The organism is Velazquezella soli (genome assembly GCF_977018685.1).
The window spans coordinates 2,364,018-2,387,735 of sequence record NZ_CDRNXF010000004.1 but is presented as its reverse complement, the minus strand read 5'-3'; the positions used below and the strand labels follow the sequence as shown (position 1 = coordinate 2,387,735).

Below are 23,718 nucleotides of genomic sequence, written 5' to 3'. Positions count from 1 at the left end.
GCAGAGATGACCGATACGAAACCCAAATGGAGCCGCCGGAAGGAAGATCGTCCAGCGGAGATCGTGGAAGCCGCGATGGACGTATTCGTCGAACACGGCTTCGCGGGCACGAAACTGTCCGAGGTTGCAAAGAGAGCGGGTGTCGCGAAGGGCACTCTGTATCTCTATTTCGACACCAAGGAGAACCTGTTCAGGGCCACCGCCCGGCAGGCTCTCGCGGCCAACCTCGATGCGATGGAGCAGTCGTCCGCGGCGTTTAGAGGATCGGTTGCCGAGTTCGTTCCTGTCCTGCTGAAGCGCGCGGCCGGTCGCATGGGCGACGGAAGGATTCCTGGAATCGTCCGCATGGTGCTCGGCGAAAGCCGGGCCTTCCCAGACCTTGCACGCATCTGGCACGACGAGGTTGTCTCCCGTGTCCTCACCTTGCTTTCGGGGATGATCGCAAACGCGCAGGCCAGGGGAGAAATCCGCCCCGGCGATCCGAACCTGTACGCGTTCTCGGTTATCGGTCCGATGGTTCTTGGCCTTCTGTTCCACGAGTTTTTCGGACAGGATAGTCCTCACGCGCCTGACCTCGAAGCGCTTGCCGCCCAGCATTCGGAAGCAGTTCTGCGCGGGATCGTACTGTGATCCGTGCGAGCGCCCGCATCCACGGCCTCCTGGAATTTGGCGGCCACTTCGGCGGTCGCGTCGTCGATGGCCTTGTAGAGCTTGTCCAGCATCGCGCGCTCCGCCGCCTCTCTGATCTCCATGTACTTGCGTTGTTCGGGTGTCGGGATAGGGCAGCTCTCGGTCATCTCCGTGTCCTTTCTTGTCGGCCTTGGCGATCTCGGCGACCGCACTACCTCCAGCCTGGAATAGGGAGGTAGATATGAAAGTTCAGAAATTCAGCCTGTCCGATGCCAAACTTGAACGCTCTCCGGGTCAGGATGCCGATATCTTTGTCGGAAATCTGGTCGACGAGAGGCACGGCGGCCCGGTCACCATCGGTTACGGCCGCTACGCGCCGGGCCAGTCGCTTACAGAGACAATGGCCGTCCACGACACCATGATCGTCCTGGAGGGCAGGCTCTCGGTTTCCACGGGCGACGGAACCGTGACGGCAGGGGCGGGCGACATCGTCTATATGCCCAAGGGTGAGGCGGTGACGATCACCACGGAAGGCGAGGGCGCGCTGACGGCCTACGTGACCTACCCGCACTGGGCCGAGGCGCACCAGGGATGACGAAAATGCCCGCATCGCCGAAAGGCTGGACGACGCTTGCCTCGCAGTCCGACTAGAGCCAGTTCTATCTCGTAGACCAGGAAGACCAAGCGTTCGAGGCTCCCGTGGAGATCACGGCGGAAATGGAGGCGAGGTGCCTACAAGTTATGCCATCGGATATCACCGTCGACACGCAGTCCTGCCTGCAACAGCATATCCGGATCGCTATCTATGACCGAGAACCGGATTACCCGTCGGCCGCCCCGATGATCGACAAGCCGTGGACGCATGTAGAGACTGTCGAGGTTCGTTTTCCCTCGAAGAGCTTTTTGATTTCCAGTCCGTCGATGCCCGATCCTCTGCCGAACGGACCGATCTTTCTCATTGACACCGTCCCGTGTGCGATGCGGATCAGCTGGAGGGAATTCGAGGGCAGCAGGGAAGACAGCGTTCCCGTAGACCCTGACGTGATAGACATCGCGGTCTGGCCCGCCCGCCCTTCTGAAGAATGAGGTCTCATGCAAAATTCCCGGAACAGTCTGATCCTGGCTTTGGCGTTGATCGTCGCGGGTATCCTGGCCTTTTTCCTTTTTCTCTATCTCACGGGACACGATCCCGACGAGAGTCCGCTTACCCTGGTCGAGTGGGTGATCGCTGGGGTCCTGATAGGACCCGGCTTCGGTTATCTGGTCAGGTGGAGGAGAGCCAAGGACCGATAGGACGCCTGTGACGCAAGGACCGGACAGTTGCGAAGCGGCTCGTAATCGGACCGTGTCCAGCTTGACGTTAATGTCCGGTTTTGGCGCGAGGCCGCCGAAGTCACCTGTCGGCCCAAAGCGGTCACAGCTCCAAATGAGAGTCATCAGCAAAGCGGATCATCGCCCTGTTGCGGAAGAAATCGTCCTGTCGGAGGTGGGTGATTCTTCCGCTTGGCGCGGCATACGAAACAAAGCCGCAAGCGTCGATTGGGATATTCATCCAGGCTGCGATCACCAAACTCAGGGTAAAGCCATGAGTGATAACGATCTGGGTCTCGCAGTCTCGGGCCATCAAGGCATCCATAAACGGATAAACCCGATCCGCAACGTCGCGGCGTGATTCAGCGCCCTCGATATTTCCCCTATGATCGAGCCTGTTTGTGTCTGGTGCGGGGAGATACCGCTTATCCAGCCACTCCTGTGGCTGACCTTCTGCCACGCCGTAACTTAGTTCTCGCAGTGCCTCTGTCTGCGATGCAGGCAATCCGAAACGGCGTGCAATAGGTTCTGCCGTCTGAAGTGCGCGTTTTAGGTCGGATGAGAAAATCTCTATCTCGTTTTGGCCGGTGAGCGTATACAGCCTCTCAGCAATCGCTTTTGCGTCCGCTTGACCATGTTCCGTGAGGTCCGTGTCATACCAACCTCCCACCTTCTTTTCGACATGGTGGATCGACTGGGCATGTGTGACGACGAACAAATTTCTCAAAGCAATCTCCTGCTGACGAAGTTTTCTCACCCCGAACAATACAAGCGCGTGATGCGCACGTCGGCTTATCGTGCATTTGAGCCATGACGGCTAACGGCGTAAAGCGGTCCGCTGCAGTGACAAGAAACTAAGGTGATATGCTTACCGCCGCAGAGGGGAGCGCTGATGACCGCTCTCGTCAAAATTAGTGGGTGCGAGCCAACGAACGAAAGCAGCTTTGTTTGAAGGCCATTCTTCTGCCAACTGCGAATACCAGCTTGTGTCCCGCCACTGTCCCTTGACAAGCTGAGCCCGTCGCCACGTTCCCTCGTATAGGAATCCAAATCTTTCGGCGGCTCGCCGTGAGGGGAGGTTCAGAACGTTGCAACGCCACGCCACGCGGTTGAACCCCTGTCCGAAGGCATGGTCGAGCAGAATGTAAACGGCTTCCGTGGCAGCTCGTGTCCGCTGTAAACCAGGAGCAAACCAGATGCTGCCGATCTCGATGGCGGCATTACGAGGTTCGATATCGCAGTATGATAGCCAGCCGCTCGCCGTCCCGGCTTTCGGGATCACGGCGAAGAAGGGCTGATCGGCGAGAGCTGCTAGCTTCGTTACTTGTCGCCGGAAATCCTGAGGGGTCGCGAACGGGCCGTATCCCAGGTAGGTCCAGCTTTCATCAGCATTCTGAGCTGCATTCCAAAGGTCCTCAGCATGTCGCTCATCGAGCGGTACCAGCTTGACGCTTTCGCCGATATGCTCCTGCTTGCCAGGAACTACGCAAGACAGGTTAGGTCCGTCCGGTTCCCCAGGTAAATTTTCCATTCAGCCTCCAGTTCAACAAGGATGACCTACATCGCATCAGCCGAGGGCTTTGGCGATGCTCTGCAAGCTTAGTCGGCAGGAGGAAGCAAATGAGGGTTCCAGACCACGTCCCATAGATGTCCATCCGGATCACGGAAATAGCCAGCGTAGCCGCCGTAGAATGTAGTCACCGGAGCTTTAATGATCTCAGCTCCGGCTTGCGCTGCGGCGTCCATGACGGCGTCGACCTCTTCCATCGTCGAGACATTGTGGCCAATTGTAAAAGACGTTGGGCTTACAGGCTGTAAAGGCAGGCCAGTGTCATGAGCGATGTCTCCCTGCGACCAGAGAGCAAGCTTCAGACCTCCAGCTAAATCGAAGAATACGACCGCGCCATGTTCAAACTCTCGGCCTATGATGCCGTCTGTTGGTAAGCTAAGTCCATCGCGGTAAAAAGAGACAGCTCTTTCAAGATCAACAACGCCCAGCGTCAAAACGGATATTCTAGCCTTCATGCCCATGCTCCTACAGTCGGCACGCGCACCATGCACATGCCATCGTAGTCTTGGGCCGCTAGATGCCAGCGGAAGGACCCACGTTAGTGGGGGTCGGGCCAACCGTCCCGAGCCTAACCTGTTTTAGACCTTAGGAAACTAGCTTCCAAAGCTTCCATCGTCAAGGAGGTCTGCTTACGGCGCGAAGCTCTCGAGCACTATCCAGGTAACACGAGCTATTAACGCGGCATCTGGCCGTCACTTGTTGAGCTGGCATTGCAATGCAGATGTCGTCTGCTCATCGGCTGGCAGAAAAGTTTCTATCACAAGATCGGACACGGTGATGTCAACGGCCGTACCGAAAACGGTCGTCGCGCTAATGAAGGTCAGTTGTCCATACCGACTGTCAAGAATGAGAGGGATTGCAATGGCGGGCACCTCAGGGGTCGACGACGTAGTTCCTCGAAAAGGGACAGGGTAAGATTTCAGTTCGTCAAGAAGCTCTATCAGTCGGTTATCGCCACTTACATCGATGTCGTGCGAAAGCCTGCACAGAATGTGGTCACGCCAGTTATGGAAGTTGACGATGCGCGACGCTAGGCCGCCTGGATGAAACGTTAGCCGCAGAGCGTTGACCTCACCCTCCAGCAGCGATGGATCAACACCCTCTGTCAGGACGGCGACAGTGCGGTTCCGCGCCAGAATATTCCAGCCGCCGTCCAATGCCAGAGCTGGATGCGGTTGATGTGCGCACAGTATCCGGTCGACCATCTCCCGAATGTGCTTCATGTCAGGAGAAGACAGGGGCCTCTCGGAAAATTCCGGCGCGAGGCCCGACGCTACCAGCATCGCGTTTCGCTCGCGAAGCGGTATTTTCAACGGTTCGGCGAGCCGCAGAATGGTCTCCCGGCTCGGCCGCGAGCGTCCTGACTCGATGAAGCTGAGGTGACGCTGCGAGACGCCAGCATCCAGCGAAAGTTCCAGTTGGCTAAGGCGGCGACGCTTGCGCCACATCCGAAGCAGATCACCAATCGAGGGAGAATGAGCGTCCATATCCAAATGACCTCTCGATGGATCAGTTTGATTACCTCACAGGTAATCGACCCAGCCGTGTCCGTGTCCGATACTCGGCACAGCATCAAAACGGAGATAGTGGGATGACAATACCGAATCTGACAACAGAATCGATTGGAAAAGCGGTTCCGTCCCCTCACGTCAAACCAAAAAGCGGCACGCTGATCGCGCCTTCGATGACCGCCTATGCCGTCGGATTACTCCGCAACGTGCGCCTGAACGATGGGATCGTGGCTTACCTGTGCGGTATAGACGCAACACTGGAACCGTTTGGCGGGCGCTTCATCATCCACGGTGGAAGAAAGGAAATGCTGGAAGGAGCGCCATCCGATGACCTGATCGTCATCGGCTTCCCGACTATGGAGGCTGCGCGTTCCTGGTATGCTTCGCCCGCCTATCAGGCGCTGATTGGCTTCAGGACCCAGGGAGCCGAAGGAGATGTCTTCTTGATCCAGGGTGTTGACGAAGCCCACAAGGCAACCGACATCCTGAAGTAGTTGATCGAACCGGCATCGCAAAACGACGACTCGTATCTAGAGGGAGGTCGCGCTTCCGCGGCATTGCTCGATTGGGTCTGAAGTGGGCATCGGGGCGCTGTCAAAATGACGCGCACGTTGCTAGTGAGACTGGGTGTTTCTAACAGCGAATGTCAGAGCCATGTCGACACTTCCTACATTCACAACCGCTCGTCTCATGCTCAAGCCGCGTAACCTGGCGGACCTTCCCGCCTGCTTGGCAATGGATCGTGACCCGGAAGTGACGAAGTTCATTCCTGGCCCCTGGTCATACCCGGAGCGTCATAACGCATTCGTTAGAGAGCGGATCGTCACTGACTTCGGAAATGGCCTCGGTTACTGGTCTGTTTTCCAGCACGATCACCCTGAACTCTTTCTCGGGTGGATTTTGCTTACTCCCACCGACAAGACGAAATCCGAAATTGAAATCGGCTGGAGATTAAATCGAAGTGCATGGGGAAAGGGTTATGCAACTGAAGCCGCCAAGGCCATATTGGGTTACGCGATGGAAACCCTTGATCTCGATGGTGTCGTCGCAAACATTGATCATGAGAACCTCGGATCGATCCAGGTCGCTCTGAAGATCGGCATGACGGATGAAGGCTTACAGGAGGGTGACGGCGACCCTTGCCGCGTCTTCAGAGCATGGCGCAATACCTGCAAGCAGCTTTGAACAAACAACCTACAAGCGACAACAACGGCCGCAAATGGTGCAAATCTGTCTGAAATCAGCTGTCGGCCCGAAACGGGCTATCGTTGTCGGGAGCCTGAAGTCAAAAACGGCATGATATCCAAGGCATCACCCGGAAACACGGTAATATGGGGATGATCTTGAAATCGCAGCGCGGCTGCCTCAGCCGATTCCGCCTCCACGACCAAGTAGCCGCAAACGTGGTTCACGGCTTTGGCCACGCCGTCCTTCGTCACCCGCCCCGTCTTGCCCACCATGCCGCCGCGATCAAGGGTGAACGCCGAGTTACGCGCCTCCCACGCCGCCCATTGCGCGACACCCTCGGCATCGATTGCATCCTGGTCGGCCTTGGGCAAAGCGCGAAATGACGCGACGTTTGCGGGTCTCATCGTGTAAACGGCAAGAAATCGAGCAATTCGCGCTCCCTCCATCGGCCTAGATAGTGAGAGCTTACATACCGGGTGTGAAAAAGCACTCTTTCTGATCCAACGGAGAAGCTGTGGTCAGGACGACGGTTGGTTTAGTGATCCAGAGATCAAAGCCAAGGCTGATTGATGGCCTATCCATCGTCTGCTTTCCGTACGCAGGCTCCCTCTCGGTTGTGGTCAGGACGTATTGCGCTCTCCGCGCAAAAAGGTAGCATGCGCGGGCTGGGGTAGTGGGGCTATGTATTCAAGTATTCGTTCGCTCGCTTTTGGTGCGATCATTTCGATATCGTTATGCGGATCGGCGCTCGCCGATGTGGTTGTACAGCGCATTCCGTTGGACACTGGTCCGCCTGTTCTCTTGCTCAAAGGCAAGTTCACAGTATTAGACGACCCGCAGGTCCTTGCGCGGGAAGTACCGCCAGCGGCGCGAAGGTCGTGACCTTCGACAGTCCTGGCGGGAATATCGTGTCGGCCATCCTATGGAGCAAAACCTAAGGTGCATTTCCTGCACCACTTTGCTCAATTCGCGGTATACGAGCGACGCCTAAATATAGGCTAAGAGCGACAGCATGGGATGACGGGTGAGATTGTTGGCAAAGAACGCGGATCAAATTATCGATGAAATTCATAGCCTGCGAGCGACGCGGGGCGAGATTATACGTTCGCTTGTTGACGGAAGACTGTTCTTCTACAGAAAGGCCTTTACTTCGGATGATCAGTTTGAGCGCGACAGGCTGACATGGATTCTTCGGGCACATTCTGGGACGCTCGACAAGTTGGACACCTTGTTGAAGACAAAGGCTAGCCCTGAGACTTTCCAACTGCTCGCAAGTGCACGCAATCTTTTCGAGAATTTGGTCTGGATAAGATTATTCAAAGCCAACCTGGAATTCGGTCACGTCTTCTATGAGATGCTGGTTCGACAGCAGGTGGACAGTATAGAGGGCAATATTGCGCAGGTTCAAGCAGAGATTAGCCTTTTCAGGACGTGCGATGATCTGGACCGAGACATAACCGATCGGCTCATTTCTGAAACTAAGAGCGCTAACAGCGAAGAGGAACGCGCCGCAGCAACGCATTCCCAACATGAACGAAGAGAAGAGCTTGACCGCCATGTTCGCCGGTCGTTTACTTTGTACGGTGCTGCTGCGAAGTACAACGGATACAGTTATCAGACGCACCTGTTGCAAACGAAAGCTCTGCCAAAGCTGGAAGAAACCCTCGCCGAATGCCGCCGGTCGCTCTCCGATTTCGAGAAAGAAAAAGCTTCGTTGCTGAGCGGAAAACTTGCGAACGCTGCTAGCAAATGGAATTGGCGTGACAGGGCTCGCGATGTAGGCATGTTGGCCCAGTACGATTTTCTATATCGGTATACGAGCAGACTTTTGCATTCTACACCAATGAACCTGATAACGGAAAAAGGCCTGTCTGAATCAGAACACCTACTAATGCTCGACTACCTCTTCGTCACAATCAGTGATCTCTACGATGAAATCGAAGAGTTTGAGGCGCCAGGGATCGCAGACGTGTTTCTCGTTCGAACAGACGCGTGATCCGAAAAGGAACCCCGCATAGTCCGATGATGCCAAGGATATAGGCCGTTTAATGCGTACTAGAGTAGGCAGGCTTCTGTCGTCTCCTACGGCCCGATGCAGACATTCTGGCAAGCGCCCTAATGTCAGATCGCGCGTCCACTCCGGTTGTTCGGCTGCCTCGGCCGACATCCCGCGCAGACACCCGCCTCCTGCTGTTCGTGCGTGTCGTCCTTTTTCGGCGCTCTCAAGCGGTGTAAGGAGACGTGCCGCTCTGCACTTTCTTAAAAAGTCGGGATTTTGATGATTCCCTTTACGGCTGGCAGGACTTCAAGCTCCGCCGCCGGTAGTGTCACCATCACCTTTGGAGCGGTTACACGGTCTGCGAGGTTGCCCCCCAAGCCTATAATCACCTCTGCGTATCGCTCAACAAGCTCCACGGCTCTCTTGAACAGCTTAGCATCCAAAACGTTCAACTCATCCTGCGTTGCCACATCGTCTAGTGTATCTGTCGTGCTGTGCAGGACGTTGCGGAGGAGGTGGATCAATTCACGCGCCTTCGCATGGTCTTGCTCTGCACCTTCTCCTGGCTTGCAAATAATCTCTATCGCCCGATTCAAGTCGACCCTTTTGAAGGGAGAGTGTTGCTGCGGCAGAGTTTCGGCAGCTCCGCCCGCGTAGAGTACAATCACTCGCCGTTCCAGATAGCTCCGGACCTCGTCAATCGTCCCCGTTGCCTCGGGAAGCGTTATTGCCGCTGTTCCCCTGTGGCCATCGATAGGACCTATAATCTCAATGGACACGTCCCCGGTCCTAAAACCCATGGCGCGTGCAATCACGTAATGGCCTATTTCGTGCTGGGCCACGCGGCGGGCTAAGTCTTTGAGGTGGTCGGGAAGGCGTTGCTTCATAGGAATGGTTTTCCTCAAATCGTTGTAACGATGCGCGGACATGTTCGCTCAAGAATAGATGAGCATTGTGGCCAAGTGGGTGAAGATGCGTTGGCGGGCTTCGTGATATGAGATAGAGGGCATAGACGGTCTCCTGTGTCGACATTGTGTACCGGGATCAGGAGACCGTGTCCGAATGCTATTTGATCCAGCCTGCGAGACCGCCACCTACGAGTGCCACGGCCGCCAGGCCGAGGAAGAACAGCGACGCGCTTAGTAGGAATAGTGACATCGTGAACCTTGCCTCGCCGATGCCGTGCCAGTTCCGAGTCCGGGGACGCGGGGAGACTATGATCAGGCCGTCCAGCGCGCGAGGGGGGCGGGTTGAGGTAGGGATCGGGGTTGTTGGTCTCGCGGCTGTAGAGGTTATCACGTCACCCTCGTTGTTATGCTCGAACTGCTTTGGCTCGGTCATGCCCACGTCCTCACGCTCTCTTGGAGATTATCGATGACCTCCGGCCACGCTCTTCGTCTTCATCGGAATGACCTCGCCAGAGGTCGCTGTCCTCAAGTGCCTGAAGTGCTTGAAGCTCCGCAATAATATCTCCGCACGGTGACGGCGCAGGGTCAGGGCGCGCATTTCGGACTTGGAGGCTTCGAGATCGAGGTGCGCGTCCGAATTCACGGGCGACAAAGGCACTTCAACGTACCCGTCGGGAACGGTGATGGGTTTGATGTCGCCCATTTCTTTCGGTGTCGAGCGTAACCGATATTTGGCATGGCGAATGGCTTGCGTGGCAGGACTTCAGCCGATGACACGGCGCCAAGCTCGGTGTGGCCGAAGACGATGCGCCAAGTCAACGGCTTCGGTCGATCGACATAAGCGGCCAACCATTCCTCGCGGGTTTTGCTTCGAATACCACCGATCGAACACGTGGTGGACGGTCACCTTGAACTCGATGAGCAACTTTTTGAGCCACTCGTTGATGAACCTCCCGTCAGGCCGATACGCCAGGTGATTGGTCCCGGCCAGGTCGTCTTTCATTTCGTACACCCCGACGACGGTGCTGCCGTCCAAGTACTCGACCAAGACACCGCAACGAACAGTGCTAAGGAGTGCGACAATGGTCGGAGCGACAACATCCGTCACGAATTTCGTCACGTCGGCGCGTTCGTAACGGACTTCCAGTTACAGGTTCTCGTGGATTTTCTTATTCTCGGACATCAAAACATCTCTCTTGCTGGTGTCAGAGATGATTGCGTGCTCGGAAATCGCATGCCGCGGCTTCGCCGGCACGAAATCCGTAAAATGCCCGGCAACCGGTCTACCGATATTTCAGGGTCTTCAGATATTCTGCAAGTCTAGGAGAACCCATGGGCGACGTCTTGAAATTCCAGAAGCCGGAACCGCGACCGACCACGACCTCGTCCGGCTTCGGGCGTGTCGTTGCCGCCGCCATGGCACTGGCGTTCCTCGGCGGCGCTGGTGGCTATCATCTGCTCGGTGACGTCCCGATTGCCGAAGCGGCCGCCACGGTGACCAAGCCCCTGACGGCGTACGGACGCTGCGCGAGTGCTGTCCGTGTCCGATGCGTCGTCGACGGGGATACCCTATGGGTCAACGGCACCAAGATCAGGGTTGCCGATATTGATACGCCGGAGGTGTCGGAGCCGAAATGCTCGCGCGAAAAAGCCCTCGGCGAACGTGCGACGGAACGGCTGATTGAACTCGTCAATGCGGGTCCGTTTGAGATGAGGGCATGGGAAGGCCGGGATGAAGACAAGTATGGCAGGAAGCTCCGGGTTCTGATCCGCAACGGCCGAAGCCTCGGAGATATCCTAGTGTCCGAAGGCATGGCAAGGACATGGACGGGCCGACGACAGCCTTGGTGCTGATCTCAGCAGTGCATCTGAGAGAGCAGGCGCTCGAGCTTGTCGATGTCGTCGAGAGTGTCGGCACGCTCGCGGCCCGTCTCATAGCGCAGGCGGTCGAGGAGGTCGCGGACGACGGCTTCGAGGCGGTCGGCAGCGTGGCGGTCGTTGTAGCGCGGCGGGACAGGCGATGTCGTCAAAGATCAAGTCTCCGAATTTATTCACACCATGCTGAAGCACACGGTGCGTGTCGGCAAGGGCCAAACGGCGTTCGGTGTACACGATCTTCTCAAGACGCTTCTTCACGAGCGCCGTTTCGAAATCCAAGACGTTCGACTTCGGACGTCTTGGAGCGGGGCGGCTTGCTTCGTAGGCGCAAAGGCCACGAAGGTGCGGCATGACGACATCGACCTGGGCGGGCGTGTAGAGAACCAAATAGGCCTCGAGAGCGCGAGCCGTCAGAACCATGAGGTCGAGTTCTTCGTCTGGCGCGAGGTGTGTGTCGTCGAGCATGCTGTTCTCCCTGTGCCGCTTCCCATGGCGGTCTGAGACCATGTTGTGGTGTCAGCCCGCCTAACGCAAGTTGCCGCCGCGCATGAAAGCGTTGCGGAGATCGTCATCCGTCGCCGACGTTTTCGAACGGGGCTGGTCGATCCATTTCATTTCCGCCATCGCGCTGATCACTAGATCAACGACGTGGGCTTCAGGCGGCTCGTTGCGCGGTCCCTGGAATTGTCGGATTTGTCCGTAGGTGATCTCGTCGATCAGCCGAGTAGCGGTCTCGATCGTCGCCCGAGGTTGTCCGTGCTCGTCTCGAATGGAAAAATATGAATAGCCGTGTGGGTCTTCGAGTCTCCAGTCGTAGCCACCGTTGCCGATACAGTGGCGCATGCGCATGCCTTCGACGTCGAGCGCCGCGGACGACAAGAGGCGGACGAGCGAGTACCCGGCACCGAGTTCGCGCACGAAAACCTCGTCTTCAGGGCCGAGCAAGACTTCACGGCTGGGACGGCGAGGTCCAGAGTTCGGGCGACGCGCCATGAGCTTGTCAGCCTCCTGGCTCAGCGCTTCCATTGTCGCGCACTTCATGAGTTTCTTCGGGCGACCAAGATCGTCGACGTTGGTGATCCATGGGCGCTGGTGCGCGGCCGCGTCGAGTAGCCAGTCAATCACTTCTACCAACTCGTATTGATGCACCGACACGAAGCTTTCAGCACGGGTGATCCAACGATTTTGGATTGCGTCGAAATTCTTTTCGCGGGCACGCGGTGCGCCGTCGAGCTGGACGCGGTCGAGTGAGCGGCAGTAGGAAATGAAGAACCGGCCGATGCTGAGGTCGAACAGTTGCGGGAAGCCTTCGATGATCTGAGCGTTCGAAACGTCCAGCTCTCTGGCCAAGACGCGGATACCCATCTGTTCGTCGTCACTGTATCTCATCGCGCGTCTCCCGTTCGCCGTCGACATATCCCGGAGATCAGAGTGTGTCCGGCGGAGAAGCATAGAAAAAGGCGGCTTGCCGACCGCCTTCTCGGAGGAGGGTTAACGCCGTGCTCAGGCGGCTTTGGCGACTTCATCGTATGGATGATCGATCAAGGCGCTAAATGTTTCCCAGTCCTCGATTGTCCCGCACATCACTTTATGTGCGGCCGAGGTTGCCTCCCGTTTGATCTTGCACTGGCGCTTGTGATCGATGCCAGCAGCTTCGAGCGCGTTGTATCTCTCGACATTCTCGTGGCACTCGACATCAGCCGCTGGTCTAGAGGTGAGCATGAACTGATACCCTGTCAGGGTATCGTTGAACTCCAGGATGAACACGTAGTCGACCAGGTCGGTGACGGCCGCGGCCTCGTAGACGATAGTCCGATCCTGGGAACGCAGTATCGGTGACAGCTCCTTCTGACGGCGGTGTACATGGCCGAAAATAACGGCAAGCGACGTTTCGTTGTCGAGGATTTCGGCCAGTGTTTTCATTTTGTTTTGCTCCCTGGAGACCTGTTGAAGACGTCTTTAAGTATATGCTTGCTCGGTCGGCGGATTGGGACAGGAAATATGTAGCCCATTTTATATCTTTTTTTGTATGCCCGAGAGCATTTTCCTGAATTCCAGGTTGTCCTGTAGGGTAACGGGAAGTATTTCCCTGTAGGTGGCATGGTTTTTCGCCAATACTTCGGGTGGTCTCGTACCTTGTGCGCCGAGACGGGCGCCGTACATAACAACGGTTGCAGCGTCGGATGCGGCGACTTCGATCCGACGCTGCTCGGCTGGGAATATCCCGCGCATGTACATTGCGGTCCTGAGCGCCTCTTCGAACTCTTCGCGCGCCTCGCTTGCGGCAGTGCCGAAAGAGCCGCTGGCACGCACGAGTAGCTCGCCGAAAACAAGGCAGAAATGGTAGTCGACCATCTCGTCCCGCGTCATCCTGTCGATCATGACGGAGCCGTTGCTGTCCACTGCGAAGCCGTGTAGCTCCAGCTGTCGGCGGTGGACGTGTGCGAAAATCGCGGCCGTCGAGGTCTCGGTTTTGAGGGTCTTTACCAGTGTCATGTCTATCTCCGATAGCATCTGGGTGATGCCGATAATGAAATGGTTGCCGGGATTTCGAGGTCGCGCAAGGCTTTTGTACACCGAACTGTATCTCTATTTGTAGTTTAGTCGTCAGGTTCAATAATCTTGTAGGGCGCTTCGAATTTCAGGCGACCTTTATGATCAATGGTCGAGGGCATTACTTGCATCTGCACGGAGGAGAACGCGTTGATCTCTTCCAACGTCAGACCCTCGGCAAGCTTTGCTTCGATGAATGCCTCAATGGCGGCGTGTTGAGCCGCAAGGCACAGCGTAGGCCTTCCTTCAGTTCGGCCTCGGTGACATGCTGGACCGACGTCACCGTGAAGTGACTAGCAGGGTTACGGACGTAGGTCCTGGCAGTATCGGTGACGACTGCCGGGGTCTCTGTTTCCGCCGCCGCTATTGCTGGGGTCTTTGCTTTAGGGCCTCGTGACATCAGGACATCCTGTATTTCCATTCTGGCTCTTTCGGAGCCAGAAGCCTGTCTACAAGAGTAGGCGTGTAATCCAACCGGCGGCAATCGCGACGGATCATAGGCTGAAGTTCGGTATGGACATCCGTCCAGATCGCGTTGACGTCGATCCACGCGTTACCGAGACCTTTGATAGGTGTCAGCCCCGCAGCGTGATGCTTGTCCCAGGCGGCAGAGCGGTGCGACATGCTGGTCCAGCAGAGGGCTTCGGGCTCCGCTGCGGGTACGGACATCGGGATGCCGCGGTAACGGCAAGTGCGCGCCAGTTCCTCGGCGACGTCGGAGCACTCCAGCCCGTTCCAAAGGTTTCCGTTGGTGACGTCTGCCAAGTACTTCACGTGGAGGTCTGACGATGGCTGCATGAGGATCGCCAACAGGCGCTCGGCGGCGGCAGTGGCGAGGGGCTGCATGTGGAAACGGAAGGCGGGACCGTCCTTGATAATCGAGGGGATTTCCCTTACCGTCACGCCCTTGGGTCTCGAGTCGAGGCCGTTCGCATAGCCGACGTCCAGGTGTGTGTTGGCACGTATAGAGCCGCAGTCGGCGACGATTTCCCAGCGGTCCACAGGCTCGCCGTACTCAAGTGATATTTCCCTTGGTTCCCGCGATACGGACTTTAGCGTTATGCCTTCACGGGCGAGGTCCCTGGCTGCAAGCTTCAGCGCACGCTGCATTTCGCGATTACTGATACGACGAACGCAGACGATGTCCGCATCGGCTGTCGGCCGAACGGCCTGAGGCCAGAGCAAGCCACCTTTGACAAGAAAGGGCGGAACAAAGGTCTCGATAGCGTCGAGGACGCGCTCGGCGACATGACGGCTGGCGGCCTTCGCAACGTCGTGACCCTGGTTGCGTGCGGACTGCTTGAATTTGTCGTTAAGCGCGGCGGCGCTGATCGTGAAGTGGTGCATGACTGTTTCCCCAGACTTGTAGGGGGAGAATGGCCAACGGCGATGCAAGAAACGGATGGCAGAACGAAAAAGGCCCCCGCGAACGAGGGCCTTTCCTTTAGAGCAGCCGGGCTATGAAGAGGACCAGGGAAGCCAAGTTAGGATGCACCGCACATCCGAATTCCAGCTTATAGCGTCGAACATCGCTCGTCTGGTTGGCTTCGAGAACGAAGAATGCCAGCAAAGCCGCACCTCTATCTCTTACGTGTAGGGTCCCTTACGGTAGCCGCCTTACACATCAGGCCAACGCTGTATGAGGGTTTTTACTTTTTACGCCTTGTGTTCCCTCAACACGTCGCGGCTATTTCGGTGTTAGGATTTGAATTGGGGATGACCGGCCGCGCCTTCAATGGGTAAAATTGTAGACACCGAGAATTTTTACGGCGATCCGTTCAGCATCGCATGCCGACGGCGCTGATATTCCATCGACGAATTGAACGCTGCCTCTGTCATGTTCTACGCAACGGTCCGTGCCGAGCGTCGTCTGGACCAAGGGTCGCGTCGCGAACCGGGAGCCGTCTTCCTCGCCGCCGAGCACCGGCTGCACTAGCGGCACCTCGGCCAGCCCGTGGAAAGCGAAGCGTCCATGCCGAGATACAGCAGCTCGCCGTCGGGCATGTCCCATGTGATTGGCTCCTCGGGGAAAGCGACGGCACCTTTCTGCGTAATCTTATAAATCCTGGTGAGCGATGCGGTGACAGTCGTCAGGTCCTGGCCTTCCGGAGGCTGGAATGCCTTGAGCTTCTCCTCCAACAGGTGCAGTCGCAGAGGCACCGTTGCGAGTGTCGTAGGTTTAGTCGGTGTCGCCATCGTCAAGGGTCCCAGTCATTGACACGAGCATGGCACGCCCGGACGCGAAACGGCGGCCGCCGGTCGAAATTGAAACGGCGTTGAACTCCAAAATCGCGATTCCTTTCGAAGGAGTAATGGGGGGAAACGGGACTAACGGCCGGAAACGTAAGGCAGGGAGAGCCGTCAGATGGTGTCGGACGATTAGGATGACCCGAGCATCATCCCTTTTTCGCAGGAGCGGATACATACCGACGGCGCTTGAGGAGCCGAGCAGTCAAAGCAAATCGAGACTGCTGGCGGTCCAGACCCCGAACCTCCTCGAGATGGTCGAGAGCGACATCGAACAAGCCATTGAGGACTGCAGACACCGGAACAGTCTGGTCGCCGTCACGCTTCACGGCCTTGAGGGAAGACCTTACGGCAGCGGACAAGGCTTCGTCGATCACCGACGGCTGTGGTTTACCCACGTCGACGCGACGCTTGCGTGTCCGCTGAGCCGAGGTCCTCTGACGCTCCGAAGTCTTGAAAAAATCCTTAGCCATCCTGCCATCTCCCGAAACGGCGTTTCCGAACCTCATGAAACGGCGTTTCGATGCAAGCGACAAAAAGCGCCCGTGATGGCGGCCGCTAAAACTTCGAAGATTGGAGAATGGGACATCCATGTCCCATTCGTGATTTAAGATGCCTTGGCGGCAATGTGGAGCAACTTCGGCTTCAATTCTCCCGAACGCGCGCGGGCCTTTATCGTGAACGGCGCGCCTGCTTGGTCGTGGTAGACCTTTTCGAGGTACGACATTATCGCCGCCGATCCCTCGGTTCCGGATGCCAAGATGAGGAGAGCGGCATCCGCTAGAGCGTCGCGGGCGGTCGCGCTGTCGAACTTCACGCTTCCTGTCTCTGCACGATCCTTCAGCGCCGCCCGACGTTGCGCCTGTTTCACCGCCTTGTACGCTTTCCGCTCGTCGTCGGGCAGGTCGCGCACCGGGGTCTTAGCCGACGCGGCCCTCCCGAACAGCGGGCTGTCCTCCGCGATCATGGATTCGAGCAACTGCACAGTCAGGCTCTTCGACATCTCGATCCTCTATTCTACATGTAGCACACAAATTCATGTTCTACATGTAGAACAATGCTTGTCGGCCATTCCTTGCACAAGCCCTTTTTCTGATTTCATGTTCTACAGGTAGAACGTGATTTATTTCGGCGCTCTGTGAAACGCCTGGGCTTCGCTCCATCATGATCCAAGGGCTTCCCAAGGGCCTTCGGCCTGAAACCCCTGTATAAGAAGTCAAGGAACCCGGAGGGGCTACGCCGCCACGCTATCCAGTGGCCGCTACGCGTGCCTGGGTGGCTCCACCGACCGCGCCGCTTGCTCGATGCTCCGCCGTCCGGCACTCTTACAAAACCAAGCGAAGCGCCCCGTTCTCCTTTCGGCGAAGCCCCGAGAAACCAGTCACGGAGACAGAACCCGAGGGTGTCTCATGGGCTATCGCCGGGCTTCTCAGACACCAACTTCGGACGCTAAAGAGAGATATAGAGAGTTATCCTATAGTACCACCATGTCCCCGAGTGAAACCATGTAATGAAATCATCAAGATAACCCCATAAATCAAAATAATATCGTAACACTGCTTGCGTTCGGCTTTGTCCCGGACAACCATAGTTTGACAGGGAGCCGACAGATGACCAAGACCGCAGGAATTGCCAGTGTTGTGACAGCCGAGCCATCCGCGCTGGACGGCATCCGTGTCCTGAGGGGCAACAAGATCGTCAGAGCGAAGCCACGCAAGCCTGAGAAGCGCGAAGTCAAGCTTGACGCTGAAGGCAACCCCTACACGACGAAGCACCCCGCCAGCGGCAAGCGCGGCCGTCTGCTGGCGCTCAAATTCCGCGACGGGTCCTCGGAGACATATCTTCGCAAACCCACTACCACGGAAGCCCAGAAGGGTATGCAGCGTCTCGGCGTGCAGGCGAAGGACCTAGCTGTCGAGGCCGTCTACACGAACGAGACGACATCGCCCCGTGTTGAGGTGCCTCGTATCCTCGTCGAGACGCTACAGCTGGACACGAGCAAGCTCCGGGCAACCGACGTTGCGGTCTGGTGGAGGCTGTTCGCCGAGGCCCGTCATGCTGGCATGGCGACCGACACGCACTTCGTCCAGCTTTCCTCTCTCGCGAAGTACCTCGGCATCCGCAGTCTCGACAGGGTAAAGGCGAGCCTGATGCGCCTGTCCGGGGCTAGCCTGTCTTACCACGGCCGTGCCGGCCGTCAGGCCGAGCCCATGCTTGACTGCCCTGATGCGGTCGACCTCGAGCCGATGTCGGGAAGCGACTGGCTGCACTACAGCTTTCCTGAAAATCTCCGTCAGATGGTGCTGGACAGCACCGGATATTGCCGGGTCGATATCAACGCGCTGGCGCGGTTCAAGTCGAAGTTCAGCGCCGCGTTGTACATCCGCCTGTGCTACGAGGCGGGCAAGGCGAAGGCCTTCCGCGACGAGGTCCACCTGTCGCGGGAAGACTTCACGCGGATCGTCGGCTTGGAGGCCGTCCAGGCCGAGGTCGTGACGGAAGCCATCGAGAGGGTCTGTGAAGACCTGACGTCGATTGACGGGCCGCGCCGTCGTTTTCATATCGACCTGTTCGTCGCGCAAAACGGCAAGCTCGTCGTTTCTTTCGGCGGAGCGCAGACACGCCTCCTGGAAACCAAACCCGCCTACATGACCGACGATGGTATCGCGGCCTTGGCTGACCGATCGATGTACCAGTTGCTGAGCCACCAGTACCCGTCCGTTGTCCGTCTCCGGCAGGCCGAGACCATGCTCGGCATTTCCGCCGTCCGCATCTCGGAGCTTTGGCGTATCGACGTGCAGCGTGCGTCCTCGAAACATCCTGAGGCCTGCATCGGTTATCCGGCTGGCAAGTTCCTTGCTCGCATCCGCCGTCGAGGTGCCGACGCGGTTTTCGCGGAGTGGATCGAAACGCGGGACTTCGCAGGCCTCGGTGTGGTCCGTGAAGAGCTACCAGCCGCCGAGCCGTTCGTCCGAAGCAAGCGTCAGCCAAAACGTCCGAAGGCAGTCGTAGAGGCGGTCGTGTCCGTGGCTAAGGTAGCGGCGGTAGAGGGCGAAGACCTTCGCGTCGGCGACGAACTCGTAGGCATTGAGTACGGAGTTCCCGACGCGGCCCCGATGGTTGAAGCGCAAGACATCGACGACTTCGACATCCCGTTCTAACGATCGCACCTTGTTAACCGGAACCGCGGCATCCGCGTTGACGTCAAATTCGGAGCCCGGCATACGTAGTGTCAGAACGGAGACAACCTGAGATGACCAGCACCCTGCGAATAGCCCGATAGCCCCCATCGCCCGCCGTCCTGGCGAGGCGAAAGCTATCCCGTATATTCAGCAGGAGACATCTCAATGTCGCACTTCAAAAAGAAGTTCTATGTGGCCGACACGCATTTTCTGCACGAGCGCTTGCTCTCAATGCAGCCGCGTCCCTTCCTTTCTATCGAAGAACACGACGAACACCTGATCGATCGCTGGAACGCGGTCGTGGACGAGCAGGACATCGTCTACCACCTCGGCGACGTGGGCTTCGCGTTGGCCCGCAACGGCGACCGCATGCGCGAGATTTTCGGCCGTCTCAAGGGTCAGAAATTCCTCGTCTTGGGAAATCATGACTTGGACAAGCGCGGCAACATCCACCCGGCGCTGGCGGGTCTGGAATGGGCCGCACCGCCGACGCACGCACTCCGCACCAAAGACGGCGGTCGCGACGTGTACCTGTCGCATTATGCTGGTCGCACGTGGCCGTCTCAGCATCACGGAGCAGTGCATTTTTACGGCCACAGCCACGGCCGCCTTCCAGGTGTTGGCCTCAGCCGTGATGTCGGTGTGGATGTCGAAGACGTGGATTTCACGCCGCGAACCTTCGCCGAACTCACTCGCGACATGGACTTGGGGGCATGAACATGACGGGACCTGAGTTGAACGCGCTGTACGGCGCGATGATTTCCCCCGATGCCCGCGTCGATATCCCTGACGCGTGGCTCCCTGCCGTCCACACGGCGATGCAGGAACTGGTCGATCTCCCGACCGAGGTGCGAGCTTTCTTCATCGTGTTGGCGATCTACCGGGATAGCGAAGGCGACCTGGCTTTCTCGGTCGGCGGCGCTGTGGATTTCATTGGCACCGCTGGCCTCCGCGAGGTCCGCGCCATCATCGAGAAGGCTCAGGCCGCCGTGGAAGACAAGGGAGTGAAGCACTGATGGATAGCTTGATGAGCCGTTGCTACACGCGCAAGCACCATGACATCGTCGTCCCAGGCGCCGTGGTCGATCTCGCGGTCGGACACATGCCCGCCGCCGACCGCGCGGCCGATGCCTTGCGCGCACTGCACCCGGGTCTCCGTATCGCCGCCGTCCTTCGTGATCGCGGTATGCTCTGGATCGATGTAGCCATGGAGACCGCTGTCTATCAGGACGACATCCTCGATCGCATCCAAGAGATCGTTGCGGATGCGAGAACCCTGTCGGCATGGGCTTGCTCGGTCGACGGCCGCCCTGGCTGGCTTGTGGACACGCCCACCGGTGCCACCGTCCTTTGCCCCGCCTGCCAGACGGCGCAGGGCCTGGAGGTCAAGCGCCATGAAGCGTGAAGCGATCCAGCGCCTCCGCGAAGATTTCCCTGACCTCATCGGGCCGACCTCGGCACTATCAGAAGACATGCCGGAAGCTTGGGAAGCCACGCTGCGCGTCCTTCTTGTCCGCCTTCGTGACATCAAGTTCGGTCGCCGTCCCGGAACCGTTCCGTGCGAAATCACGGTGCGGGCGCTCGGGGCGGCCGTGAAGACATACCTTCGCCGTCCGTCTTACCTCGCTCTCGATGTCGCGCTGTCGGTCAAGGCCAAAACCAAGAGCTCCACGGCGATCAAGTCGGAAATCCGTCACGCAATCTGGTCGTGCCGCGAAGCCGAAATCAAGGCGCTGCGCGAGTCACATGCGCTCGATATCGTCGATCTCGCGGTCATGTACGTCCGCAAGACCGTCAGCGACGGACACTTCCAGGTGCCACGCGACGCGATCCTCACCTCCGCCTACGACACCGACGAGGCCCGTCACATGCTGCCGAGCTGGGTCTTGGATGCAGTCGGGCGGTGGCTCAAAGATCAGCCGCTCGGCGACCTGACCGAGGCCGAGAAGTCCCGTTTTCTGGGCATCAACAAGCGCGAAGTGTAGCTATGGTCGATAAGCTACAAGACCGAGATATGATCTTCCAAGTCCTCACGGAATGGCAACGCGGCGAAATGCGGGGTGCTGAAGCACGTCTGAGGACGGGTTCACGCTCCTACGGCTCTCTATACGGTCTCGCTCGTGACCTCGGCGTGGAAATCCGGTTCTGGCCCAGAGACATCGCGCAGCGGATCGCATCGGGAGACCTGGCCCCGGGCGAGGGGCAGGCGATTCTCGGAATTCAAGACTCCGAAGAAATGTCCGCATTCGTGTCGGCCTGGATGCTCTGACGTTTCCGCCGGCTCGATTCCCGACCCACAATTGATCTCAAGACCCGAGGGGAGAGAGATCAATGGAACGGCGCTGGACGACACAGATGGATGAGCAACTCACGACGATGTGGGTCAGTCATGCCAGCGACGACGAGATCAGCGAGGCCGTCGGGTCGGGAAGCCCATGTCGGCCGTCAGGTCGAGGGCAGCTCGGCTAACCCTTGGGTCGCGGGATATGTCCGTCACCGGGCGGCCCACGGCCGACGGCAAGGTCTACTGGTCCGCCGAGGAGGACCGCCAGCTTCTGCAAATGAAGCGGCGTGGTGTGAAGGCCAGGTTGATCGGCGAAGCGCTCGGGCGGACAGAAGGCGGCGTGACCAGCCGCTTGATGAAGCTTGCGGATCGGAGTCCTGTGCCAAATACCTGGAGCCTGCGGAAATGCATGCGCTGCCAGTCCACATTCCGGTCCGAGGGGATGGGGAATCGCATGTGTTACCCGTGCAAGGAATACGCGGTCATCGCCCGCAGCCAGTGCGATTGAGGCCCAGAATTCAAGACCTCGACGACACGCGGGTAAGTTGAGTTCTTGGATTCAAAATTGCCGGGCATCTTCATTAGTTAAAATGCCGAATATTAATTAAAGTCCTCAATAACGCGTTGTTCCAATTTACAAATGTCGCACGGAATGGGGTATCATGCGACACTTGTAAACTCGTCGCCTGGTTGCAAATTAGTTGTTGACAAGACTGCTCCAGATGCGCTTTTTACCGCCAACAAGACAGGGGCGACGGAGGCTGCATGGAACTGGAAATGGACCCGGAGTGGCTGAAGGGATCGACACCCGTCAACGACAACGAGCCGGACTTCCCGGAGTGGATCGACGAGATGACGGACGAGCTGCGGGCTCAGATGTCGTCATGGGGCTGGGACCCGTGCAGGGCGTACGATCCGCACCCGGAGGCGCCTCTGTCCTTGGCTCAGGCGGTCTGCCTGCCTGAACTCGGCGGAGAGCTGTTCCTCGGGGTTGAGGTGTCCATCCCGTCGCCCGTCATTTCCGTCAAGACCCTCAGGGGCGCTATCGAGCGGGAAGAACTCGCGGTGGTCCGCCCTAATGCCAAAAACCTCTACGTGACACGCACCGCAATCAAGGAGTGGATGACTGCATGCCAAAATTCGCGCAAGGACCGCACCTCATCCAGCGAAAGCCCCGCTACGACAAAGCAGGCAAGCTCACCCACCGCGGCACCTGGATCATCCTCGACGACGGAAAGCAAACTTCGACAGGATGCGGTTTCGGCGATGCTGCGGAAGCTGCGGTAGCGTACGAGGCCGCCCAGCTCAAGCTCCACGAGTACAACGTCGAGCGGTATAGCAAAGTCGAACTCGTCGACGGCCTCCTGGCATCCGAGGTGAAGATCGGTGACCTGATCCACTACTACCTCCAGGAGGAGGCCGAGATCATCGCGGCTATGAAACCTGCCCGACGGAATGAACACCTCGGTCATATCGAGCGCCTTAACGCGTTCTGGGGAGACCTGTTCGTCTCCGAGATCAAGCGCAAGAAGTCGCTCGAGTATCAGAAGGACCGCAAGCAGAGCGTCGTGCGCAACGAACTCATCGAGCTGCGGGCCATCGTCAATTTCTGCGCTTCCGAAGGGAAGGTGCGGAAATACGACGGCGAGCTGAACTACGAGATTCCGCCGGGGTTGAAGTCCAGGATGCACTTCTATTCCATGGAAGAGGCGATCGCGCTCTACAAGGCTGCTCGTCGTAAACGGCACATGTGGCATGGGAAGCCGACTCACCGCGTGACCACGCATGTCGCTCGGTTCATGCTTGTCGCCGCTTTGACTGGGACCCGGACGAACGACATCATCACCGCTTCGTTCTACGAGGAAGAGGGTCGTCCCTGGGTGGATATCGACAATAAGATTTTCTACCGTGCGGCGGACGGCGAGAGGGTGCCCCATAATAAGGGAGCTAATCCGATCCGCATTCCCGACCGTCTCGCGGAGATCATGAAGCGTTGGCGCGACGGTTACGGTAAAGTGAAACCTTCTCGGTACCTGGTTGAGTTCAACGGCTGTGCGGCGGACTGCAGCCAGGCATTTCTCCGCCTGCGCCGAGAGGTCCTTTCCGAGGAGAGGGCGGCACAGCTCAACCGACATTCCTTCAAGCACACGTGCGTCACGTGGCTGTTGCAGGCCGGGGTGCCCATCGGAGATGTCGGCGTGTACGTATCGACCGATCCGGAGACACTGCGGAGGGTGTACTCCCACATCATCCCCGGAGAATACTCGCCCGTCAACAAGGCTTTCGAACGCAAACCCCGCGTCGGATCGCAGACACGGCGCGAGCGCTTCGACGAGGCGAACAAAGCGGCTTGACTCCGGAGGGGAGTCAGTCCATTGAGCAGTTGTTCCGTCGGCGTTCTACCGCCAATTCACCGCCAACGGAACAACGAATTTCAGCGGGAACGAACGGGGATCA

General features: G+C 58.0%; 32 protein-coding genes. 18 read left to right on the top strand and 14 right to left on the bottom strand.

Annotated elements, in window-relative coordinates:
• Positions 1-6: 6 nt before the first annotated feature.
• The 3 genes from AC0JZ8_RS15085 (at position 7) to AC0JZ8_RS15075 (ending at position 1,716) form a co-directional block, all read left to right on the top strand.
• Positions 7-630 carry a TetR/AcrR family transcriptional regulator gene (locus AC0JZ8_RS15085; RefSeq protein ID WP_209900300.1) on the top strand — a complete coding sequence of 208 codons (624 nt, stop codon included), beginning with the start codon at positions 7-9 and terminating at the stop codon, positions 628-630.
• A gap of 241 nt (positions 631-871) precedes the next feature.
• Positions 872-1,225, top strand: a complete 354-nt coding sequence (locus tag AC0JZ8_RS15080) for a cupin domain-containing protein (RefSeq protein WP_471892862.1) — start codon at positions 872-874, stop codon at positions 1,223-1,225.
• A gap of 146 nt (positions 1,226-1,371) precedes the next feature.
• Positions 1,372-1,716 (top strand): hypothetical protein, encoded by a 345-nt coding sequence (locus AC0JZ8_RS15075; RefSeq protein WP_471892861.1) that lies wholly within the window; start codon positions 1,372-1,374, stop codon positions 1,714-1,716.
• 328 nt (positions 1,717-2,044) lie between these two features.
• Here AC0JZ8_RS15075 and AC0JZ8_RS15070 read toward each other — a convergent pair whose 3' ends face one another.
• From AC0JZ8_RS15070 to AC0JZ8_RS15055, 4 genes are all read right to left on the bottom strand, one after another.
• Entirely contained in the window at positions 2,045-2,668 is a 624-nt protein-coding gene (locus tag AC0JZ8_RS15070) for a histidine phosphatase family protein (RefSeq protein ID WP_471892860.1), read from the bottom strand.
• A 141-nt stretch (positions 2,669-2,809) separates the two neighbouring features.
• Complete coding sequence (locus AC0JZ8_RS15065) at positions 2,810-3,472, bottom strand: GNAT family N-acetyltransferase (protein WP_471892859.1); 663 nt, start codon at positions 3,470-3,472, stop codon at positions 2,810-2,812.
• A 68-nt stretch (positions 3,473-3,540) separates the two neighbouring features.
• Positions 3,541-3,966 (bottom strand): VOC family protein, encoded by a 426-nt coding sequence (locus tag AC0JZ8_RS15060; RefSeq protein WP_471892858.1) that lies wholly within the window; start codon positions 3,964-3,966, stop codon positions 3,541-3,543.
• 237 nt (positions 3,967-4,203) lie between these two features.
• Complete coding sequence (locus tag AC0JZ8_RS15055) at positions 4,204-4,998, bottom strand: helix-turn-helix domain-containing protein (RefSeq protein ID WP_471892857.1); 795 nt, start codon at positions 4,996-4,998, stop codon at positions 4,204-4,206.
• A 104-nt stretch (positions 4,999-5,102) separates the two neighbouring features.
• Here AC0JZ8_RS15055 and AC0JZ8_RS15050 point away from each other — a divergent pair, with 104 nt between their 5' ends.
• Both AC0JZ8_RS15050 and AC0JZ8_RS15045 read left to right on the top strand, forming a co-directional pair.
• Entirely contained in the window at positions 5,103-5,516 is a 414-nt protein-coding gene (locus AC0JZ8_RS15050; protein ID WP_471892856.1) for a DUF1330 domain-containing protein, read from the top strand.
• Positions 5,517-5,676: 160 nt separating this feature from the next.
• On the top strand, positions 5,677-6,207 hold the full coding sequence (locus tag AC0JZ8_RS15045; protein ID WP_471892855.1) for a GNAT family N-acetyltransferase: 531 nt from the start codon (positions 5,677-5,679) through the stop codon (positions 6,205-6,207).
• 77 nt (positions 6,208-6,284) lie between these two features.
• On the opposite strand, the gene AC0JZ8_RS15040 is transcribed toward AC0JZ8_RS15045, so the two are convergent.
• A complete protein-coding gene (locus tag AC0JZ8_RS15040; RefSeq protein ID WP_471893381.1) occupies positions 6,285-6,641 on the bottom strand; it encodes a hypothetical protein in 357 nt (118 codons plus the stop codon).
• A 602-nt stretch (positions 6,642-7,243) separates the two neighbouring features.
• Between AC0JZ8_RS15040 and AC0JZ8_RS15035 the strand changes: the two genes are divergently transcribed.
• Positions 7,244-8,206 carry a hypothetical protein gene (locus AC0JZ8_RS15035; RefSeq protein WP_471892854.1) on the top strand — a complete coding sequence of 321 codons (963 nt, stop codon included), beginning with the start codon at positions 7,244-7,246 and terminating at the stop codon, positions 8,204-8,206.
• Between the two features lie 263 nt (positions 8,207-8,469).
• Here the strand turns inward: AC0JZ8_RS15035 and AC0JZ8_RS15030 are convergent, their stop codons facing one another.
• Together AC0JZ8_RS15030 and AC0JZ8_RS15025 are read right to left on the bottom strand one after the other, a co-directional pair.
• A complete protein-coding gene (locus AC0JZ8_RS15030) occupies positions 8,470-9,096 on the bottom strand; it encodes a hypothetical protein (RefSeq protein ID WP_471892853.1) in 627 nt (208 codons plus the stop codon).
• A gap of 481 nt (positions 9,097-9,577) precedes the next feature.
• Entirely contained in the window at positions 9,578-9,820 is a 243-nt protein-coding gene (locus tag AC0JZ8_RS15025) for a hypothetical protein (protein ID WP_471892852.1), read from the bottom strand.
• 192 nt (positions 9,821-10,012) lie between these two features.
• Between AC0JZ8_RS15025 and AC0JZ8_RS15020 the strand changes: the two genes are divergently transcribed.
• The gene (locus AC0JZ8_RS15020) at positions 10,013-10,441 is read left to right on the top strand and encodes a hypothetical protein (protein WP_471892851.1); all 429 of its coding nucleotides are present in this window, start codon (positions 10,013-10,015) and stop codon (positions 10,439-10,441) included.
• A gap of 8 nt (positions 10,442-10,449) precedes the next feature.
• On the top strand, positions 10,450-10,971 hold the full coding sequence (locus tag AC0JZ8_RS15015) for a thermonuclease family protein (RefSeq protein WP_471892850.1): 522 nt from the start codon (positions 10,450-10,452) through the stop codon (positions 10,969-10,971).
• Positions 10,972-10,973: 2 nt separating this feature from the next.
• Here AC0JZ8_RS15015 and AC0JZ8_RS15010 read toward each other — a convergent pair whose 3' ends face one another.
• Positions 10,974-11,147 carry a hypothetical protein gene (locus AC0JZ8_RS15010; RefSeq protein WP_471892849.1) on the bottom strand — a complete coding sequence of 58 codons (174 nt, stop codon included), beginning with the start codon at positions 11,145-11,147 and terminating at the stop codon, positions 10,974-10,976.
• Positions 11,148-11,175: 28 nt separating this feature from the next.
• Between AC0JZ8_RS15010 and AC0JZ8_RS15005 the strand changes: the two genes are divergently transcribed.
• The gene (locus tag AC0JZ8_RS15005; RefSeq protein ID WP_471892848.1) at positions 11,176-11,496 is read left to right on the top strand and encodes a hypothetical protein; all 321 of its coding nucleotides are present in this window, start codon (positions 11,176-11,178) and stop codon (positions 11,494-11,496) included.
• A gap of 24 nt (positions 11,497-11,520) precedes the next feature.
• Here the strand turns inward: AC0JZ8_RS15005 and AC0JZ8_RS15000 are convergent, their stop codons facing one another.
• The 5 genes from AC0JZ8_RS15000 to AC0JZ8_RS14980 form a co-directional block, all read right to left on the bottom strand.
• Positions 11,521-12,360: a PcfJ domain-containing protein gene (locus AC0JZ8_RS15000; RefSeq protein WP_471892847.1), complete on the bottom strand. Its 840-nt coding sequence runs from the start codon at positions 12,358-12,360 to the stop codon at positions 11,521-11,523.
• A 138-nt stretch (positions 12,361-12,498) separates the two neighbouring features.
• The gene (locus AC0JZ8_RS14995; protein WP_471892846.1) at positions 12,499-12,918 is read right to left on the bottom strand and encodes a hypothetical protein; all 420 of its coding nucleotides are present in this window, start codon (positions 12,916-12,918) and stop codon (positions 12,499-12,501) included.
• Between the two features lie 90 nt (positions 12,919-13,008).
• Complete coding sequence (locus AC0JZ8_RS14990) at positions 13,009-13,491, bottom strand: hypothetical protein (protein ID WP_471892845.1); 483 nt, start codon at positions 13,489-13,491, stop codon at positions 13,009-13,011.
• Between the two features lie 456 nt (positions 13,492-13,947).
• The gene (locus AC0JZ8_RS14985; RefSeq protein WP_471892844.1) at positions 13,948-14,895 is read right to left on the bottom strand and encodes a nucleotidyl transferase AbiEii/AbiGii toxin family protein; all 948 of its coding nucleotides are present in this window, start codon (positions 14,893-14,895) and stop codon (positions 13,948-13,950) included.
• A 585-nt stretch (positions 14,896-15,480) separates the two neighbouring features.
• Complete coding sequence (locus AC0JZ8_RS14980) at positions 15,481-15,744, bottom strand: hypothetical protein (RefSeq protein WP_471892843.1); 264 nt, start codon at positions 15,742-15,744, stop codon at positions 15,481-15,483.
• Positions 15,745-15,932: 188 nt separating this feature from the next.
• Between AC0JZ8_RS14980 and AC0JZ8_RS14975 the strand changes: the two genes are divergently transcribed.
• Positions 15,933-16,406, top strand: a complete 474-nt coding sequence (locus AC0JZ8_RS14975; RefSeq protein WP_471892842.1) for a hypothetical protein — start codon at positions 15,933-15,935, stop codon at positions 16,404-16,406.
• Here the strand turns inward: AC0JZ8_RS14975 and AC0JZ8_RS14970 are convergent.
• On the bottom strand, positions 16,403-16,798 hold the full coding sequence (locus AC0JZ8_RS14970) for a hypothetical protein (protein WP_471892841.1): 396 nt from the start codon (positions 16,796-16,798) through the stop codon (positions 16,403-16,405). The two genes, AC0JZ8_RS14975 and AC0JZ8_RS14970, sit on opposite strands and share 4 nt — an antisense overlap.
• A 607-nt stretch (positions 16,799-17,405) precedes the next feature.
• Here AC0JZ8_RS14970 and AC0JZ8_RS14965 point away from each other — a divergent pair.
• The 8 genes from AC0JZ8_RS14965 to AC0JZ8_RS14930 all read left to right on the top strand — a co-directional run bounded on the left by AC0JZ8_RS14965 (position 17,406) and on the right by AC0JZ8_RS14930 (position 23,615).
• Positions 17,406-18,956: a hypothetical protein gene (locus AC0JZ8_RS14965; RefSeq protein ID WP_471892840.1), complete on the top strand. Its 1,551-nt coding sequence runs from the start codon at positions 17,406-17,408 to the stop codon at positions 18,954-18,956.
• Positions 18,957-19,142: 186 nt separating this feature from the next.
• Entirely contained in the window at positions 19,143-19,694 is a 552-nt protein-coding gene (locus AC0JZ8_RS14960) for a hypothetical protein (protein ID WP_471892839.1), read from the top strand.
• Entirely contained in the window at positions 19,691-19,993 is a 303-nt protein-coding gene (locus AC0JZ8_RS14955; protein WP_471892838.1) for a hypothetical protein, read from the top strand. Before AC0JZ8_RS14960 ends, AC0JZ8_RS14955 begins: the two co-directional genes overlap by 4 nt.
• A gap of 11 nt (positions 19,994-20,004) precedes the next feature.
• Entirely contained in the window at positions 20,005-20,382 is a 378-nt protein-coding gene (locus tag AC0JZ8_RS14950) for a hypothetical protein (RefSeq protein ID WP_471892837.1), read from the top strand.
• Positions 20,372-20,962: a hypothetical protein gene (locus AC0JZ8_RS14945; RefSeq protein WP_471892836.1), complete on the top strand. Its 591-nt coding sequence runs from the start codon at positions 20,372-20,374 to the stop codon at positions 20,960-20,962. Before AC0JZ8_RS14950 ends, AC0JZ8_RS14945 begins: the two co-directional genes overlap by 11 nt.
• A gap of 29 nt (positions 20,963-20,991) precedes the next feature.
• Positions 20,992-21,246 (top strand): hypothetical protein, encoded by a 255-nt coding sequence (locus tag AC0JZ8_RS14940; protein WP_471892835.1) that lies wholly within the window; start codon positions 20,992-20,994, stop codon positions 21,244-21,246.
• Positions 21,247-21,463: 217 nt separating this feature from the next.
• The gene (locus AC0JZ8_RS14935; protein ID WP_471892834.1) at positions 21,464-21,769 is read left to right on the top strand and encodes a hypothetical protein; all 306 of its coding nucleotides are present in this window, start codon (positions 21,464-21,466) and stop codon (positions 21,767-21,769) included.
• Between the two features lie 622 nt (positions 21,770-22,391).
• Entirely contained in the window at positions 22,392-23,615 is a 1,224-nt protein-coding gene (locus tag AC0JZ8_RS14930) for a hypothetical protein (protein ID WP_471892833.1), read from the top strand.
• Positions 23,616-23,718: the final 103 nt, after the last annotated feature.

What these genes read in the sequence shown, in the direction of transcription:
- AC0JZ8_RS15080 (WP_471892862.1), top strand. Translation starts at nt 872, where the DNA reads ATGAAAGTTCAGAAATTCAGCCTGTCCGATGCCAAACTTGAACGCTCT.
- AC0JZ8_RS14975 (WP_471892842.1), top strand. Translation starts at nt 15,933, where the DNA reads ATGACCCGAGCATCATCCCTTTTTCGCAGGAGCGGATACATACCGACG.
- AC0JZ8_RS15005 (WP_471892848.1), top strand. Translation starts at nt 11,176, where the DNA reads ATGCTGAAGCACACGGTGCGTGTCGGCAAGGGCCAAACGGCGTTCGGT.
- AC0JZ8_RS15075 (WP_471892861.1), top strand. Translation starts at nt 1,372, where the DNA reads ATGCCATCGGATATCACCGTCGACACGCAGTCCTGCCTGCAACAGCAT.
- AC0JZ8_RS15045 (WP_471892855.1), top strand. Translation starts at nt 5,677, where the DNA reads ATGTCGACACTTCCTACATTCACAACCGCTCGTCTCATGCTCAAGCCG.
- AC0JZ8_RS15065 (WP_471892859.1), bottom strand. Translation starts at nt 3,472, where the DNA reads ATGGAAAATTTACCTGGGGAACCGGACGGACCTAACCTGTCTTGCGTA.
- AC0JZ8_RS14960 (WP_471892839.1), top strand. Translation starts at nt 19,143, where the DNA reads ATGTCGCACTTCAAAAAGAAGTTCTATGTGGCCGACACGCATTTTCTG.
- AC0JZ8_RS15055 (WP_471892857.1), bottom strand. Translation starts at nt 4,998, where the DNA reads ATGGACGCTCATTCTCCCTCGATTGGTGATCTGCTTCGGATGTGGCGC.
- AC0JZ8_RS14945 (WP_471892836.1), top strand. Translation starts at nt 20,372, where the DNA reads ATGAAGCGTGAAGCGATCCAGCGCCTCCGCGAAGATTTCCCTGACCTC.
- AC0JZ8_RS14985 (WP_471892844.1), bottom strand. Translation starts at nt 14,895, where the DNA reads ATGCACCACTTCACGATCAGCGCCGCCGCGCTTAACGACAAATTCAAG.
- AC0JZ8_RS14980 (WP_471892843.1), bottom strand. Translation starts at nt 15,744, where the DNA reads ATGGCGACACCGACTAAACCTACGACACTCGCAACGGTGCCTCTGCGA.
- AC0JZ8_RS14950 (WP_471892837.1), top strand. Translation starts at nt 20,005, where the DNA reads ATGAGCCGTTGCTACACGCGCAAGCACCATGACATCGTCGTCCCAGGC.
- AC0JZ8_RS14965 (WP_471892840.1), top strand. Translation starts at nt 17,406, where the DNA reads ATGACCAAGACCGCAGGAATTGCCAGTGTTGTGACAGCCGAGCCATCC.
- AC0JZ8_RS15015 (WP_471892850.1), top strand. Translation starts at nt 10,450, where the DNA reads ATGGGCGACGTCTTGAAATTCCAGAAGCCGGAACCGCGACCGACCACG.
- AC0JZ8_RS14935 (WP_471892834.1), top strand. Translation starts at nt 21,464, where the DNA reads ATGTCCGTCACCGGGCGGCCCACGGCCGACGGCAAGGTCTACTGGTCC.
- AC0JZ8_RS14990 (WP_471892845.1), bottom strand. Translation starts at nt 13,491, where the DNA reads ATGACACTGGTAAAGACCCTCAAAACCGAGACCTCGACGGCCGCGATT.
- AC0JZ8_RS15000 (WP_471892847.1), bottom strand. Translation starts at nt 12,360, where the DNA reads ATGGGTATCCGCGTCTTGGCCAGAGAGCTGGACGTTTCGAACGCTCAG.
- AC0JZ8_RS15030 (WP_471892853.1), bottom strand. Translation starts at nt 9,096, where the DNA reads ATGAAGCAACGCCTTCCCGACCACCTCAAAGACTTAGCCCGCCGCGTG.
- AC0JZ8_RS14995 (WP_471892846.1), bottom strand. Translation starts at nt 12,918, where the DNA reads ATGAAAACACTGGCCGAAATCCTCGACAACGAAACGTCGCTTGCCGTT.
- AC0JZ8_RS14955 (WP_471892838.1), top strand. Translation starts at nt 19,691, where the DNA reads ATGAACATGACGGGACCTGAGTTGAACGCGCTGTACGGCGCGATGATT.
- AC0JZ8_RS15060 (WP_471892858.1), bottom strand. Translation starts at nt 3,966, where the DNA reads ATGAAGGCTAGAATATCCGTTTTGACGCTGGGCGTTGTTGATCTTGAA.
- AC0JZ8_RS14930 (WP_471892833.1), top strand. Translation starts at nt 22,392, where the DNA reads ATGCCAAAATTCGCGCAAGGACCGCACCTCATCCAGCGAAAGCCCCGC.
- AC0JZ8_RS15025 (WP_471892852.1), bottom strand. Translation starts at nt 9,820, where the DNA reads ATGGGCGACATCAAACCCATCACCGTTCCCGACGGGTACGTTGAAGTG.
- AC0JZ8_RS14940 (WP_471892835.1), top strand. Translation starts at nt 20,992, where the DNA reads ATGATCTTCCAAGTCCTCACGGAATGGCAACGCGGCGAAATGCGGGGT.
- AC0JZ8_RS15085 (WP_209900300.1), top strand. Translation starts at nt 7, where the DNA reads ATGACCGATACGAAACCCAAATGGAGCCGCCGGAAGGAAGATCGTCCA.
- AC0JZ8_RS14970 (WP_471892841.1), bottom strand. Translation starts at nt 16,798, where the DNA reads ATGTCGAAGAGCCTGACTGTGCAGTTGCTCGAATCCATGATCGCGGAG.
- AC0JZ8_RS15050 (WP_471892856.1), top strand. Translation starts at nt 5,103, where the DNA reads ATGACAATACCGAATCTGACAACAGAATCGATTGGAAAAGCGGTTCCG.